General features: G+C 59.8%; 12 protein-coding genes. All 12 read left to right on the forward strand.

The window, feature by feature from the left end:
• Positions 1-2,161 (forward strand): TonB-dependent receptor (locus HAQ05_RS14885; protein WP_190421914.1); only part of this gene is annotated, 2,161 nt, incomplete at its 5' end.
• Positions 2,162-2,192: 31 nt separating this feature from the next.
• A complete protein-coding gene (locus HAQ05_RS14890) occupies positions 2,193-2,903 on the forward strand; it encodes a gluconate 2-dehydrogenase subunit 3 family protein (RefSeq protein WP_190421916.1) in 711 nt (236 codons plus the stop codon).
• Positions 2,900-4,672, forward strand: coding sequence for a GMC family oxidoreductase (locus HAQ05_RS14895; RefSeq protein ID WP_190421917.1), 1,773 nt, complete (start codon positions 2,900-2,902; stop codon positions 4,670-4,672). The genes HAQ05_RS14890 and HAQ05_RS14895 overlap by 4 nt, the downstream gene beginning before the upstream one ends.
• Positions 4,669-5,022 (forward strand): c-type cytochrome, encoded by a 354-nt coding sequence (locus HAQ05_RS14900; protein ID WP_190421919.1) that lies wholly within the window; start codon positions 4,669-4,671, stop codon positions 5,020-5,022. Before HAQ05_RS14895 ends, HAQ05_RS14900 begins: the two co-directional genes overlap by 4 nt.
• Positions 5,023-5,177: 155 nt before the next feature.
• Entirely contained in the window at positions 5,178-6,167 is a 990-nt protein-coding gene (locus tag HAQ05_RS14905) for an aldo/keto reductase (protein ID WP_190421921.1), read from the forward strand.
• 75 nt (positions 6,168-6,242) lie between these two features.
• Positions 6,243-7,982, forward strand: coding sequence for an ABC transporter ATP-binding protein (locus tag HAQ05_RS14910; protein ID WP_190421922.1), 1,740 nt, complete (start codon positions 6,243-6,245; stop codon positions 7,980-7,982).
• Positions 7,983-8,130: 148 nt separating this feature from the next.
• Positions 8,131-9,789, forward strand: coding sequence for an ABC transporter transmembrane domain-containing protein (locus HAQ05_RS14915; protein ID WP_190421924.1), 1,659 nt, complete (start codon positions 8,131-8,133; stop codon positions 9,787-9,789).
• A 362-nt stretch (positions 9,790-10,151) separates the two neighbouring features.
• On the forward strand, positions 10,152-12,326 hold the full coding sequence (locus HAQ05_RS14920) for a TonB-dependent receptor (protein WP_190421926.1): 2,175 nt from the start codon (positions 10,152-10,154) through the stop codon (positions 12,324-12,326).
• 155 nt (positions 12,327-12,481) lie between these two features.
• A complete protein-coding gene (locus tag HAQ05_RS14925) occupies positions 12,482-13,042 on the forward strand; it encodes an RBBP9/YdeN family alpha/beta hydrolase (RefSeq protein WP_190421928.1) in 561 nt (186 codons plus the stop codon).
• Between the two features lie 248 nt (positions 13,043-13,290).
• Entirely contained in the window at positions 13,291-14,664 is a 1,374-nt protein-coding gene (locus HAQ05_RS14930) for an LLM class flavin-dependent oxidoreductase (RefSeq protein ID WP_190421930.1), read from the forward strand.
• Positions 14,661-15,497, forward strand: coding sequence for a class II aldolase/adducin family protein (locus HAQ05_RS14935; RefSeq protein WP_190421932.1), 837 nt, complete (start codon positions 14,661-14,663; stop codon positions 15,495-15,497). Before HAQ05_RS14930 ends, HAQ05_RS14935 begins: the two co-directional genes overlap by 4 nt.
• Entirely contained in the window at positions 15,494-16,612 is a 1,119-nt protein-coding gene (locus HAQ05_RS14940) for an ABC transporter substrate-binding protein (protein ID WP_190421934.1), read from the forward strand. Before HAQ05_RS14935 ends, HAQ05_RS14940 begins: the two co-directional genes overlap by 4 nt.
• Positions 16,613-16,622: the final 10 nt, after the last annotated feature.

A 16,622-nucleotide genomic window follows, 5' to 3' on the forward strand; every position in this document is an offset into this window, starting at 1 on the left:
CTCCCCTACGCCCCGATCGTTACGCCGGGCCGCCAACCTGGCGCTTTTGTGCAGCGTCAACCTGGGGCTGGCCGCCATCCCTGCCAACGCCATGGCCGAGGATGCCCCCGCCACGGACGAAGCCCGGCTACCGGACGTTACCGTAACGGCGGAACGACGGGAAACCTCATTGCAAAAAACCCCAGTGGCCGTCGGTGTGATCGGGGGCGCCGAGCTCGACAAGAAAAACGCCAAAGGGCTGCATGACCTCGCCGCCGGTACGGTGGCGGGGTTGGACGTACCCGGTAATACCGCGCCGAGTATGGGCTACCGCTCAATACGGGGTATCGGCACCGGTGTACCCGGGCAAAACAGCGCAGTGGCGCTTTACCTGGACGATGTTTACATCCCGCGAATCATCAACAGCGGCGTTTTCGGGCTACCGGATATCGAGCGGATCGAGGTGCTGCGCGGCCCCCAAGGCACCCTCTACGGCCAGAACAGCAGCGCGGGCGCCATCAAGGTCATTTCCGCTACCCCCACCGACGAATACCATGCTTCGCTGTCCGTTGGCGCCGGCAACCATGGTGCACGGGAAAGCAAAGGTTTCATTACCGGCGCACTGGCGCCGGGTGTGCTGTATGGCAGTTTTGCCTACACCCGAAGAGAGAATGACGGCACCGTCAGGAACAAGACGCTGAATAAGGACGTGAACCGCATCGATACCGACCAGGCAAGGGCAAAGCTACGGTTGGTGTTCAATGAGGCCACCGAGGCGGTGTTGAGCCTTGATGCACTGAAGGACACGTCCGATAACTATGCGCCGACGCGGGTCAACGTTCCGGGCTGGCAAAAACGCGTGACCTATGAAAACAAACCCTTGGATGTGAAGAACGAGGGCGGCGGCATTTCGCTGAAAGTCAGCAGCCAGCTCAACGACCAATTGCAGTTTAAATCCATCACCGCCTGGCGGCGCTTCAAGACCGACCCGGATGTTTGGTCCTATGACGGTATCGCTGACCGCAAATACGGCTGGCAATTCAACCTTGAGCAGCATCAGGCGTCGCAGGAATTCCAGCTCAACGGTGACTATGGCGCACTGACCTACACCACCGGAGTCATCGGTTTTGTCGAGAACGTCAAGGTGAACCGGCCGAATTGGACCAACAATGTCTACAACGGCATCACCAGTAAAACCGACGTTCAGACCCTGGGTATTTATGGCCAGGGCCACTACAAGCTGACCGATAAGCTTGGCTTCACCGCCGGGGTGCGCTTCAGCAAACAACAAGATGATTACGACTGGACCAGTTATCGCTCCAACGCCGCGCTGGCTAACCTCGGGACGACCGGGCGCCTCGACGATTTGAGCCAAGATACCCAAAGCTGGACCCCCAAGCTGGGCCTGGACTATCAACTCACCGACAACCTGTTCAGTTACTTCAGTTACGCAAAGGGCGAAAAGGCCGGTGGTTATAACGTGGTCGCAGGCTCCGCGGCGGTAGCCGGTGTGCCCGTCGACCCGGAAAAAGTCACCTCATATGAACTGGGCCTTAAAAACACGGCGTTAGAGGGCCGCCTGCAAACCAACGTCGCGGTGTTCTATAACGATTTCGACGATTATCAGGCCTCCATCTCCAACCCCGTGGTCAATGGCCAGGTCATCAACGGCGCGGTGTTCGTAAACGCCGCCAAGGCTGTGCTGTATGGCGCCGAATTCGAAGTCAGCGCCCGCCCCACGCGTACCCTGCAACTGAGGCTCAATGCGACCTATATCAAGTCTGAGTTCAAGGACTTCCTTAACCCGACCGGCAACGCCAATTCCGACTACAGTGGCCGGCCCGTACCCGGGCCAAGCTGGCTCGCCGGTGCGGGGTTCGATTATCAACCGGACATCCCCGCGCTGCCGGGGAGCATAGCGTTTTTCGGTGACGTCAGTTATCGCGGCAAGGAACACCAGCTCAATGACTATCCCGAGCCGCTGCCCGCCAGAATCCTGGTCAACCTCGGCGCGCTTTACAACCTACCGGGTGACCATTGGAGCGTGTCGGTGAATGTGCAGAACGTGCTCAATAAAACCTACCCGCTTAGCCGCACTTACGTATCGGCTTTCGACATTCTGAGCCAGACCTACAACGACCCCCGGACCTTGCTGGTCAGCGTAAAACGGGACTTTTTTTGAAAGCCGAACACCCTCTCGGCAGGAGAAAGGTATGAGCGTGGATCGAAGAACGTTTATCAAGGCCGCGCCGGCGGGCATCGCGGTGCTGATCACCTCGTCGGCTGTGGCGCCCGCCGCGGCCGACGAACAACAGGGGGCACCGCAAGCGCTGGCCTATACGTACCTGCGCCCCAGCGAAGGCGCTTTCGTCGAACGCCTGGCTGACCATATGGTGCCTGCCGACGCTCTGTCACCGTCGGGCAACGAGCTCGGTATCCCGGTCTATATCGACCGGGCCCTTTCCAGTGGGTGGGGCAAGGGTGAGCGGGTTTACCTGCAGGGGCCGTTTCTCGAAGGCACCCCGAACCAGGGCTATCAATTGGCGCTGACCCCTGCCCGGCTGTTCCGGCTTGGCACCGAGGCCACGTTGCAATATGCCCAGCAAACCTATGGCAAACGCTTTAATCAATTGGCCCCGGAAGACTTGGATGACCTACTGCACCGCCTCAAGGATGGCCGCGCTGAGCTAACCAGCGATGTGCCATCCGGGGAATATTTCAACCTGCTGTACGCGCTGGTTCGCGAAGGGCTGTTTGCCGACCCGGCCTATGGCGGCAACCGAAACAAGGCGGGCTGGCGCATGCTTGATTTTCCCGGTGTGATCGAGTCCAACAAACGCAATATCGCCCGTTACCGCAACCGCCCCTATCGGGTAGAACCGATCAGCATCGCAGACGTGTCAGGGTGGACCGGCCAACCATGAGAACCCATAAAGAAGTGGACGTGGTGATCATCGGCATGGGCTGGACCGGCGGCATCATTGCCAAGGAATTGGCCCAGGCGGGCCTGCATGTCGTCGGCTTGGAGCGAGGCGGCAGCCATACGACCCAGGAAGATTTTGCCGTTCCGTGGATCAGGGATGAACTGCGCTACTCCGTACGCAATGAACTGATGCAAGACCTCACCCGCACTACAGTGACGGTGCGCAACAACGTGAATGAACGCGCCTTGCCGATGCGCAAGCTGGGCTCGTTTCTGCCCGGGGAAGGCGTCGGCGGTTCGGGTATTCATTGGGGCGGCTTGAGCCTGCGCTGGACCGATCAGGAGTTCAAGCTCAAGTCAATGACTGAACAACGTTATGGCAAGGCGCAACCCAGTGATGGCTTACTGATCCAGGATTGGGGGATCAGCTATGACGAACTTGAGCCCTATTACGAGAAGTTCGAGTACATGGCCGGTGTTTCCGGGGTCGCGCACAACGTCGGCCAACGCCGGGCGGTAGGCGCTGGCCCGGCGGGGGGCAACCCCTTCGAGGCGGCTAGGCGGCGTGGGTATCCGCTACCCGCCCTGGATACCGGGCTGGCCGGAGAGCTGTTCAATGCCGCCGCCAGCAGCCTCGGCTACCATCCCTATGTCACGCCCATGGCGCGGGCATCGCAAGCCTATGTGAACCCGGACGGTGTGGCCTTCGGCGAATGCCAGTATTGCGGGTTTTGCGGCGGGTATGGCTGTGAGGTGAATGCCAAGGGCAGCCCCCATCACACGATGATTCCGCTGGCCCAACGCGAGGCGAATTTCGAGCTACGCACCCATGCCTGGGTATCGAAAATCACCCAAGACGCCGGCAGTAAACGTGCAACGGGGGTCGAATACACCAACCTGGCGTCGGGGCAAACGCACTTCCAGCCGGCCGCCGTGGTGGTGCTGGCCTCATACGCGCTGGGCAATGTGCACCTGATGCTGCTATCGGGCATCGATACTCCCTACGACCCGGTCAGCGGCAACGGCGTGGTCGGGCGCAATTACGCCTATCAAGCAGGCACCGGTGTCGCGCTGTTCTTCGAAAACCAGTTGTTCAACCCTTATATGAATGGGGGCCTGACCAGCCTTGACGACTTCAATGCCAACGCGGACTTCGACCGAAGCCAGATCGGCGCCATCGGCGGCTCGGTTTTATATGCCGGTGCGTCCCAGGGCCTGCCAATTGGCGCCCGAGCACTGCCCCAAGGCAGCTCATTGTGGGGCAGCGCCTGGAAGCAGCAGACTACCCAATGGTTCCCGCGCACCATGACTATCGCGGCGCACTCCTCGACCATGGCCAATCGCTGGAACTACCTGGACCTCGATCCCACTTATCGCGACGCGCTCGGCCAACCGCTGCTGCGCATGACGTTCGACTACAGCGAAAACGAAAGGAAACTGACCCGCCACAGCGCCGGGATCCTCAACCAGATCGCCGCCCAACTGAACCCTACTCACCGCACCCAGGCCAAAGCCGCGCAAAGCTGGTCGGTGGAGCATTATCAGTCCACGCACAACACCGGCGGCACCATCATGGGCGCGGACCCGCACACCAGCGTGGTCAATAAATATGGCCAGGCGTGGGCGCTGGATAACCTATTTATCGCGGGGGCGTCGGTGTTTCCCCATGACGCGGCTTACCCGCCAACCTTGCTGGTGAGCAGCCTGGCCTACCATACCGCCGACGCCATCAAGCTTCGCTACGCCCGGCATCAGCGGGGGTTGGTATGAGCCGCTACTGGCTTGCATTACTCATCACGTGTGCAAGCCTTGACGCCTGGGCGCAGGTGGACGGGCGAAGCGTTTTCGTCAGATGCCAGGCCTGCCATTCGCTCGACGGCGAAGGCGGTGGCATCGGCCCCGACCTACACGGCGTGCTCAACAGCCGCGCCGCCGCGCGCCAAGGCTTTCGTTACTCCAACGCCTTACTCAAAAGCAACATCGTCTGGACCCGAGAAAATCTGTTCGAGTTTTTGCAAGATCCCCAAGCCAAAGTGCCGGGCAACCGGATGGCCTTTTCCGGGCTTGATACTGACGAAGAAACCCAAGCGGTCATCGACTATCTTAAGGGTGAGCACTGAGCAAGCCCCGGGCCGTTGAGCACAGCGTTCAGCCCTGGGGCGGAGCAAAAGCGTCATAACCATAGTTGAATTTATTGATTCTGCGGCGCCTCAGGATTACGTACCGTAGGCGCTGCAGCCGTTCACCGCCCCATTTCGCTGCCCGGAGACTCGCGATGCAATATACCCGCCTCGGCAATACCGGCCTGACTGTTTCCCGGCTCGGCATCGGCACCATGACCTTTGGCCTGCAAAGCGATGAAGCCACCGCGCGGGATATTCTCGACCGGGTGGTCGACGCCGGGGTTACGTTCATTGACACCGCTGATGTCTACCCTATCGGCGGCAGCCTGGAAACCGTGGGCCGCACCGAGGAAATCATTGGCCGTTGGCTCCCGGGCCGTCGCGATAACATCATCCTCGCGACCAAAGCGGTGGCCAAGGTCGGCCCTCACCCCTGGAACCAAGGCGCCTCGCGCAAACATTTGCTGAAGGCGCTGGACGATTCGTTGCGCCGCCTGAACACTGACTACGTCGACCTCTACCAACTGCATTCAGACGACGCCGAGACACCGCTGGACGAAACCCTCGAGGCATTGGATAGCCTGGTCCGTACGGGCAAGGTGCGTTATATCGGCGTGTCGAACTTTCTCGCCTATCGCCTGGCATTGGCGTTGGGCCGCTCCGATGTGCGCCAACTCAGCCGGTTCATCTCGGTGCAACCGCGCTACAGCCTGCTGTTCCGGGAAATCGAGCGAGAACTGCTGCCGCTGGCTGCCGAGCAGGACATCGGCGTGATTGTCTATAACCCCCTGGCCGGGGGGTTATTGAGTGGCAAGCATCGCTTAGGCGACCCTACCCCCGGTACCCGTTTCACATTGGGCAGCATCGCCGGGCGCTATCAAGCGCGCTATTGGCATGAGCGCGAATTCAACACCCTCGAAGCGCTCAAGGGCTTGGCCAACGAACACGCTATCGATCTGGTTACCCTATCGATCGCCTGGGTGTTGGCCAACCCACAGGTCAGCACGGCGCTGATCGGCGCCAGCCGGCCAGAGCAATTGCAACAGACCCTGGCGGCCGCCGATCTGGCCCTGGACCCACAACTGAAGGCGCGGCTGGATGAAGTGACCCACGACTATCGCTTCGGCGATGCCGTGCGTTAAACCGTCCGGGCTTTAGCGCCAGGGCGGCCAAGCGTGAGTGTGCCATTAGTGTTTGTTCCGAACGAGAGCCTCTCAATGGCACGCTTTTCGATACTCCTGCCGTACTTGCGCCCTCATCGGCGCTCGCTCTCTATCGCCTTCGGTCTGATGCTGTGCGAAGCGCTAGTGGAACTCTCATACCCGCTGTTCATGCTCCAATTGATTGACCGTGGCGTGCTTACCCATGATCAGCGGCAGGTTCTGCTGTGGGGCAGCTCGATGGTCATCCTTGCACTGTTCAGTTTCGCCTGCGGTATCACCAGCACCTTTTATGCAGCCGATGGCGGGCAAAGCTTTGCCCGCGACCTGCGCGCTGCGCTATTCAGCCGGCTCGCCTTCGCGCCCTTGGCAGCGTTTCAGCGGCTGTCCACAGCGAGCCTGTTGACTCGCTTGACCAGCGACACCAACCAGTTGCAAAACGCCGTGTTCATGTGCGTGCGGCTCTATCTACGCGCGCCACTGATTATCCTCGGGGCCGTTGTTCTGGCGCTGGCCGTCGACTCCACACTCGCCGCCGTGTTGGCACTGGCCACCCCGCTGATAGGCTTCGCCCTGAGCTGGACATTAGGCCGGGGCCTACGCTTGTTTCGCCTGGCACAGGAGCAACTGGACCGCCTGACCAGCCTGCTGCGGGAGAACTTCAACGGCATGCAGTTGATCCGCGCTTATGGGCGGGGTGAGCACGAGCAATTGCGTTTTATCGGCGCTGCCGAGGCGCTGCGCCGGAGGGCGACCCAAGCGATGCAACTGTCGGAGATGGTGGTCCCGGCGCTGATCCTGTTGTTAAACCTGTGCACCCTGGCGATTTTATGGGGCGGCAGCCGGCGGATAATGAACCACGGTATCAGCCCAGGTGAAGTAGTCGCGATCCTCAATTACACGGCCAGAATCATTGGTGAGTTCGCTTTCCTGTCGATGATCCTGACTAACCTAAGCATGGCCAGGTCGGCACTGGGCCGCGTCAGCGAAGTGCTCGATGGAGAAACAGAGGCGGGTCTAGAGGAGCCTCCCCAGCGCCAGCCCTGTGCCGCACCCGCGGTGACGAGCACGCACCTTGGCTTTGCTTATCCCGGCCAAGGCCAACAGGTGCTGCGCAACGTCTCGTTTGCCGTGCAGCCGGGGCACACCGCCGTGATCCTCGGCGCCACCGGTTCCGGCAAGACCAGCCTGCTTCAATTGCTGGCACGCCTGCACGACACCGACGAGGGCCAATTATGCTTCGATGGCCAGGACATTCAGGGCGTGCCCCTGGCAACCCTGCGCCAACGCATCGGCTACGTCACGCAGGCGCCTATGTTGGTATCGGGCAGCATCGCGGATAACCTGCGCTGGGGCAAACGCGACGCCACCCTGGCAGAACTGGCCGAAGCCGCTAAGAAGGCCCAGATTCACGAGTTGATCCTGAGCCTGCCGGACGGTTACGACACGGTGCTACAGGCCCACGGTGGCAACCTGTCCGGTGGCCAGAAACAGCGCCTGTGCGTGGCCCGGGCCCTGTTGCGCCAGCCCGACCTGCTGCTGCTCGACGACTGTACCAGCGCCCTGGATGCGCACACTGAAGCCGCCTTATTGAACGTGATCAATGGCCTGCCCTGCACCACATTGCTGGTTACGCAGAAAATCAGCGCAGCGCGCCGCGCCGATACCGTTCTTTTGCTAGAGGGCGGCCAATTGACGGCCCAAGGCACCCATGCCGAGCTGCTTGAAAAAAGCACTGTTTACCGGCAAATCGTCGAGTCACAATCGCGCAATGCCGGGGTCGCCCTCAGTGCCTGAACCTTCGTTATTACGCCGCTATGGCGCCATGCCGCTGCTGGGCCGCGCGAACAGCGCAGGGGTACCGAGAACACGTAACACGGGGTGGAGCAAGACGCTTGCGCGGCTGTGGCGCTATAGGGTCGATTACCGTGCAAGGCTTCTACTGGTGCTTGCCAGTGTCCTGATCGGTGCCGCACTGGTGCTGCTGGCGCCTTACCTGTTGGGGCTTGCCATCGATCAACTGTTGGTTGTACAGCCCACGGGCTCAGCCTGGGCCATGATCGCCTCACTGGCTGTAGTCTATCTGTTGCAACTGGGCGTCGCCCTGGGTCAGAACTACGTAATGATCAGCCTGGCCCAGCATACCGTGATGCATGTCAGGCGAGAGGTGTTCGCACATTTGCATGGCCTGCCGTTGGCCTGGTTCGCCGCCCGGCACGCCGGCGAAGTTGCCAGCCGCCTGACCAACGACCTGGAAAATCTAGGCCAAACGCTCAGCCAGGCGGTGCTGCGAATCGGCACCAGCCTTGTGGTATTCATCGGCATGCTGGGCTTGATGTTCTGGCTCAACCCATTATTGGCCATCGTCAGCTTGATCGTGGTGCCGATGATGTTCGGCGGCTTGCGCTGGGTCGGTTCGCGCACACCGGTCTTGTTCAAGCGCCAGCAGGCCGACCTCGGCGCGTTGGCCGGGTATGCCGATGAGGCATTGGCGGTACACATGGCGAGCAAGGCCTTTGGCCGGGAGCACGCCGCGGTCGAGGCGTTCGAGCAACGCAACCGGCATCTGCACGTTTCGGCTTATTGGGCGCAGGCTTACTCGGGCTTTCTGTCCAAGCTGATGTATGTATGCGACAACCTGAGCTTTTCACTGATTTTGGTGGTCGGGGCGATCCTTACGCTCAACGGTAAGGCCAGCATCGGCGTAGTGATCACCTTCTGCGAATATGCACGGCAGTTCTCCCGGCAACTCAATCAAGTCTCGACCCAGATCAGTACGGTGCTGGCCACCCTGGCCGGGGCTGAACGCGCATTCGAGATGCTCGACGAAGCGCAAGAGCCCGACGGGTTGATCGAGCAAAGGTCATTGCGCGGGGACATTCGCTTCGAAGGTGTGGACTTTGCCTATGCCGGGGGTTTACCGGTGGTTTGCGGCATTGACCTGCATGTGCCGGCAGGCCAAACCCTCGCGTTGATCGGCCCGACTGGCGCGGGCAAGACGACACTGGTGCAACTGTTGAGTCGCTTTCACGACGTCAGTGGCGGGCGAATCCTTATTGACGGCATCGACCTGCGTGACCTGCGGCGCCGCGACGTGCGGCGGCAAATGGGCTTCGTCATGCAAGAGCCGCTGCTGTTTGACGCCTCGGTGCGCGACAACATCCGCTACGCCAGGGCCGAGGCCAGCGACGCGCAAATCGAGGCGGCCTGTAGGCTGGCCAACGCCCATGGTTTCATCGAGAAACTGCCGCGCGGTTACCACACCCTCTTGAGGCATGAAGGCGGCGACATCAGCCAAGGCCAGCGGCAATTGCTGACCATTGCCCGGGCGATTCTTGCCGACCCGAAAATACTGATTCTCGACGAAGCCACCAGCAATATCGACACGTTGACCGAAGTACACCTGCAGCAGGCGCTAGCGCGGCTGATGCAGGGCCGCACCTGCTTGATCATCGCCCATCGGCTGAGCACCATTCGCCAGGCCGATCAAATCGTGGTGCTGGAACAAGGCCGAATCGTGGAGAAAGGAAGCCACGATCAGTTAATGAATAACGCCGGGGCGTACCACAGTTTGTATGTGGAACAGCAAGGTGCTGCGTATTGAGCGCCGCCTCACTTATTACGTTATATTCTTATATCCAACAGTTAAAGTTTGCACTGCCCAAGGCTTGTGAGGGTTTACTCCGGGTTTAACATCTCGGGCGCTTTGCAAAACGCCTATATGAATAACCCAGCTTTGTATTGCAGATAATATCAGTTCGTTCTTTTCACGCCCCCCGTTAACCTCTGGCGCAGGCTATGCATCGGCTGAGCAAGCCCTGCCGCGCTGAACTTACCTCATTCACACATTTATGCCGCCACACCATTTTGGCCGCCCCTGTGCGCCTATGTGAATACCGGAACCGGCCCAAACCTGGGCGCCCAGGCCATGTAGTGAATTTTAATGAACCCTTTATGAGGTACAGCATGACGAGTCATCGAACAGCCAAGCGTTGCCTGGGCGCGGTATCTTTTGCCGGCAAACCCAACCCGCTGATACTGGGCATCACACTGGCGCTTTTCAGCACGTTGGCAGCGGCGGCAGATGAAGATAAGGCAGACGCGGCACCTGCCAAGGCCGAGGGTGATTCCAGCCTGGCAACTGTCACCGTGACGGCCGAGCGGCGTGCCACAGACGTGCAGAAAACCGCGGTGGCGGTCAGCGCCATCGGCGAAAGCCAGTTGCAGGAACGAGGGGTGCATACCCTTGCCGATCTGGCGGGGCAAGCCGCTGGCCTGACCCTGCCGAGCCCGTACCTTAACCAGCAGTACGTGTTCATACGTGGCATCGGCAACTCACGCCCCGCGGGCAACCCTTCGGTCGGCGTGTATATCGATGACGTTTATATCGCCCGGCAATTCGGTAACGCCTTCGCCAACCTACCGGACATCGAACGCATTGAAGTGCTGCGTGGCCCACAAGGTAGCCTTTATGGGCAGAACACCAGCTCTGGTGCGATCAAGATCATTAGCCGCGACCCGAGCGACGCCTTTCATGGCTCGCTCGATGTGGCCGGTGGCAACCTGGGCACGGTGGAAACCAAGGCCCACGTCAGTGGCGCCTTGGTCCCGAACATTTTGAGTGCGAGCCTGGCGGTGGCACACCGACGCAACGACGGTTATTTTCATAACGACACGCTGGACAAGGATGTAAACCGATTCGATACCTCCCAGGCCAGGGCCAAGTTGCTGTTCAAGCCCAATGACCAACTGCGCTTCGACCTGGCCGTCGATGAGGCCGATGATAACTCGGATAACGCGGTGGGTACGCCGATCAATCGTGGCCTGAGCGATCGGCATACATTGGCAGGTTGGGACACCCGCACCGATCAGAAGAACGGCGGCATTTCGCTCAGGGCGAGCGACGAACTGGACGACCATTTAACGCTGAAGTCGATTACCGCTTGGCGCCGAATCAAGGACGACCAACCCTGGGATTCCGATGGCTTGCCCATTAGCGAGGGCATATTCAAATTCCAGCAGTACATCAACCAGCGGCAGTTTTCCCAAGAGTTCCAGCTGCTCGGCGATTACGGCAACTTCGATTTCGTCACCGGTGCGACCGCGTTCCGCGAGCATTTTAATTTTGACCGGGTGACCAGTACCAAGGCGGGTAGCAACTGGCAGGTCACGCGTTCCTGGAACGAGAAGGAAAGTTATGGCGTATTCGGCCAACTGCATTACAAAGTGACCGACGCCTTCGGCATTACCGGCGGCCTGCGTTACTCACGCGAACAGCACACGCTGGATGCCGACGCTTATGCCAGCGACGCACACCGGGATTTGCTGGCCCGGCAATTTTCTGTAGAGGGTATTGATCAGCGCAACCACGCCGTGACCCCTAAGCTCACGCTGGACTACACCTTTCAGCCGGGGCTGTTCACCTACTTCACCATCGCCAAGGGCGAAACCTCGGGCGGCTGGAACCCTGCGCCCGCAGGGTCACTGGCGTTGGCCACCGTACCCATCGACCCTGAAGAGGTAATTTCCTACGAATGGGGGGTGAAGTCGACAGCATTCGATAATCGGGTTCAGAACAATATTGCGTTGTTCTACAACGACTACCGGAACTATCAGACCAACCTCACCAACCCGACCATCAATAACAATGTGGTGCTCGGCTCGGTGCTGACCAACGTTGATAAGGCGCACACCTACGGTGCAGAACTGGAAACCTCGATTCGCTTCACCCCGGCCTTGCAGACCAACTTTTCTGTGTCTTACCTGAGGACCAAATTCGACCAATTCCTGAAAAGCGGCACCACGGCCGCCGATTACACGGGTAACGAATTGCCCTTCGCCCCGCACCTGACCCTGAACGCCAACGCCGTTTATGACATCCGTGTGCCCGGTGGCGATTTGCGCCTCAACGGTACAGCGAAATATTCGAGCAAATATTACAGCGGCCCGGAAAATACCTACGCCACGCCAGCACAAACGTTGGTAGACCTGGGCGGCTTTTATACGCCTTCCGGTTCGCAGCTGACCTTTTCATTGACCGTCAAGAACCTGTTCGACAGGACCTATGAAACGCCTTCGGTCTACAGCTATTCGTACAACACCCAGCGCCAATGGCTGGCGGGGGTGCGCTACGACTTCTGAGTGGTTATGAACCCAACAGCTATGCATTGCACTTTATATCGGTTCGTTGCCCCGCGCCGCTCCCCTACCATGCCGCAACGGTGCCGGGATGCCTGTTACCGCTTGCCAGACACTGCCCGCAGTGATGATAAAAACGTAAGACCAAGGAGAAATAGATGAGTGATGTGCGAGTTCTGATTCTGCCCGGCCGCGGCAATTCGGGAGAACAACACTGGCAAAGCATTTGGGAAAGCAACCACCCCGCATACCAGCGGGTGCTGCAAAAAGAGTGGGATAACCCTGACCTTGATGATTGGGTGCAGGCGCTGGACGCGGCGATCAACCACGACCAAACCCCGGTGGTGCTGGTGGCTCATTCGTTGTCGGTCAGCCTGGTCAGCCACTGGGCCAAACACCATAGTGGGCCGGTCAAGGCCGCGTTATTGGTCGCACCCAGCGACGTCGAAGCCGAAGACTACCCGCCCGGCACCGTGGGTTTCGCACCCATTCCACTGCAACCGCTGCCGTTCCGCACCGTGGTAGTGGCCAGTACCGACGACCCTAAAGTGACCTTGGCAAGGGCCGAACAATTCGCCGAGGCCTGGGGCGCAACGCTGGAAATTGCCGGCGCCCACGGCCATTTGGGCTCGGCCGCCGAACTCGGCGCGTGGGACTTCGGCGCGCGGCTATTGCGGGGCTTGATCGGCGAGAAAGTTGACAAGGCCGTTTTGGAATAAGCCTACAACTTCTGCGTATTTATAAATAGGCGGATCAGATGATAACTATTCGCCCTTTTAAGTTGGCCCCTTGCCATGTTTTCGCATAAGCATTGCCGATTTTAGCGGTTCCGCATCTGCCCGCGCGTGCGTAGTTTGAAACTTCTGAACGGCTCGCCCTGTGAACAGGTCCCGTTCAAACCACTCGATATCCATGTTTAACAGGCCCGGCCGATCAACTGCGCCGACGCTGGTTTGGAGAACACATCATGGCTCGCAACGATTCACGCACACTTCGTTTTGGTATCGGCATCCAGGGCGGCGGCGGCCATTGGCGCGACCCGCAAATAGCCGATGGTGCAGCCTCGGATATCGACAGTTACATACGCTTGGCACAGCTGGGTGAAGCGGCCAAATTCGACTTTGCGTTTATTGCCGACTCCGCTTACATCACCCGCGATGCCACCTGGCCATTTCTGAGCCGGCTAGAACCGATCAGTGCCTTGTCGGCAGTGGCTGCGGTCACCCGCCACATCGGGCTGGTCGGCACCATGACCACGTCTTACAGTGAACCGTTCACGACCGCCCGGCAGCTGGCCTCGCTGGATAAAATCAGCCGTGGCCGGGCAGGCTGGAACGCCGTGACCTCCGCCCTGGAGGGGGTGGCGCGAAACCATGGCCACGACACGCTGCACACCCACGAACTGCGCTACCGAATCGCCCAGGAATACATCGAGGTGGTGACCGGGCTGTGGAATTCCTGGGAAGACGATGCTTTTGTGCGTAACCGTGAAACCGGCCAGTACGTAGACTTGAACAAAATGCACACCCTGAACCACAAGGGTGAGTTCTTTTCGGTACAGGGCCCGCTCAACATCGAGCGCTCTGCCCAGGGCCGGCCTGTGCAATTCCAGGCCGGCGCCTCCGATGCCGGGCGCGATCTCGCGGCGCGTTTTGCCGATGCGATTTTCTCCGACTTCGCCAGTGCCGGCGACCCAGCGCAGGCGAAGGCGTATTACCAGGACATAAAAGGCAGGGTCAAAGCCCATGGCCGAGACCCGGAAAAAGTGCTTATTTTTCCCTCAATCGGTCCTATCGTGGGCGACACCCAAGAAGAGGCGGACCACCTGTATCAGGAGTCGTCGAAGTATGTCGATATCGATTTTGCGGTGAAGTACCTGAGCCGTTACTTCAGTTTCTTCGACTTTTCCCAATTTCCGCTCGATGAGCCACTGCCCGACCTGGGCGATATCGGCAAGGACAGCTTCAAATCCACCGCCGAATATTACAAGCGCATCGCCCGCGAAGAAAAACTCACCTTGCGCCAACTGGCGCTCAGGGCCGCGAACCCCCGCGGCGGGTTCGTCGGTACGCCGGTGGCGATTGCCGACAAGCTTCAGCACCTGTTCGAAACACCGGTGGTAGACGGTTTTATCATTTTTGGCGCGTTGCGCCATGCGAGCGCTTTCATCGAAAAAGTGGTGCCCATTCTCCAAGAGCGCGGGCTGTTTCGTACCGACTATGAGGCCGGCACCTTTCGTGGAAACCTGGGGCTCGATTTCCCCACTCATCCGCACGCGACGCCCCCCTCGCCCTCCTCCCCATCCACCGCTGCCATTTCGGCGCTGGAGTCTTTGCCATGAATACGCCTATCCAGCCCCGGGCCAACACAGCCCTAAGCATCGAACAACGTTTCGAAAAAGCCAGAACCTATCCACGCCCTCAGCCCCCGGTGTTCAGTAGCGCCGAAGGCGAACGCCAGCACCGTAAGGAAACGCTTGCGGCGGCTTTTCGTATTTTTGGCAAGTTGGGTTATGACGAAGGGGTGATGGGCCACATTTCAGCCCGCGACCCGGAGAACCCCCAACATTTCTGGATCAATCCATTTGGGCTCAGCTTCAACTTGATAACCGCCGGTGACCTGCAACGTGTAAGCCTGGACGGCGACCTGATCGAGGGCCACGGCTGCCCACACCCCGGCGGCATTCCCTTGCATTCGGCGATTCTGACCCTGCGCCCGGACATCGTCTCGGTGGCCCATACCCATTCGCTGTATGGGCGAACCTGGAGCACGACCGGGCGGCTTCTGCCGGCGGCCAGCGCCGAGTCGGCGGTGTTTTATGGCAAGCATGCGCTCTATGACAGCCATGCCCATGGCGAGGGTGACAACCTGGTCAATGCCCTGGGCACCAACCGCGCGCTGTTGATGAAAAATCACGGTTTGTTGACCGTGGGCCAAACCGTCGATGAAGCGGCTTATCTGTTTATTTCGCTGGAAAAAATTTGCCAGTCACAGATCGCCGCCGAATCCATCGGCTCGGCGCAGACGATGGAAGAAGAGCATGCCCGGCGCGGCGCCGAGCGTTTCCAGGCTTACAACGGCTGGCTGAACTTCCAACCGCTGTATCAAAGCATCGTGAAAGAACAGCCGGACCTTTTACAGGCCGCCAACCGACCCCACGGGAGCCATTCGTGATCCAGTCCACGTTACTGTGCAGCCTCTATCGGCGCTTGGGTTTGGCCATACTGGCTTTTAGCCTGTCGACAGCCGGGATGCCAAGCGCGTATGCAGACGCGACCGTTACCGAAACCCCACCCAAGCAGATCCGCCTGGGCGGCCCAAGCCTGTCGACCGCCAATAACGAACACTGGGGGTGGGGCTTGCTGGGCATCGCCCATGCCAGGGGTTTGTTTCAAGAAGAATTTCGTAACGACGACACCCAATTGCAATTCATCGGGCTGAACACCGTGCCCATGGTCAGCGAGGCGTTGGCGACCAACAAGCTGGATTTCGCCGGCCAAGGCGACCTGATCTCGATGATAGGCCGCTCGGCCGGGGTGAAGACGCGTTATATCTTGCCGGTCAGCAAGTTCGGCAACGCGTACCTGGCGGTCAAGGCCGATTCCGCGATCCAGTCCGTCACCGACCTCAAGGGCAAGAAAGTCGCGTATCTCAAGGGCAACTACATTCACCCTCAAGTCATCCGCATTCTGGCCGCCAACGCCATGACGGAGAAGGACGTGGTGCAGATGAACCTGGACCAGGCAACGTCCACCGCCGCCTTGGGCACCGGCGACATCGATGCCTTGTTCGGCGGCGCGGAACTGTTGGCGCTGCGGGATAGCGGCCTGGCCAGGATTATCTACACCACCCGGGGCAATGCGCCCAATGCCACGGCACAGACCGGGCTGATCGTGCGCGATGACTTCGCCACCCGCTACCCGCAAACTACCGCGCGAATCGTCAAGGTGCTGGTGCGCGCCGCGCAGTGGGCTTCAGATGACGCCAACAAAGAGCAGGTGTATGGCCCGTGGTGGAGCTTTCGCTTACAAGACGCACTCAAGGAGGACAGCAGCGACCGGCCCTGGAGTGAACGTGCCAGCCCACTGTTCGATAAATTCCTGGTCAGTCAATATCACGACACTTACCGCCTCGCCAAAGAGCTGAAGCTGCTGCGCGGCAAGGATTTCGACGTTGACCAATGGATGGACCATAGCTTCCTGGACGCGGCCCTCAAGGACCTGCACCTGGAACATTTCTGGGCCGAGCTGGACGAACACGGCCAGCCCATCGCGCAGACCGGGCAATAAGCATGGGCCA

The organism is Pseudomonas typographi (genome assembly GCF_014694385.1).
GTDB classification, from domain to species: domain Bacteria; phylum Pseudomonadota; class Gammaproteobacteria; order Pseudomonadales; family Pseudomonadaceae; genus Aquipseudomonas; species Aquipseudomonas typographi.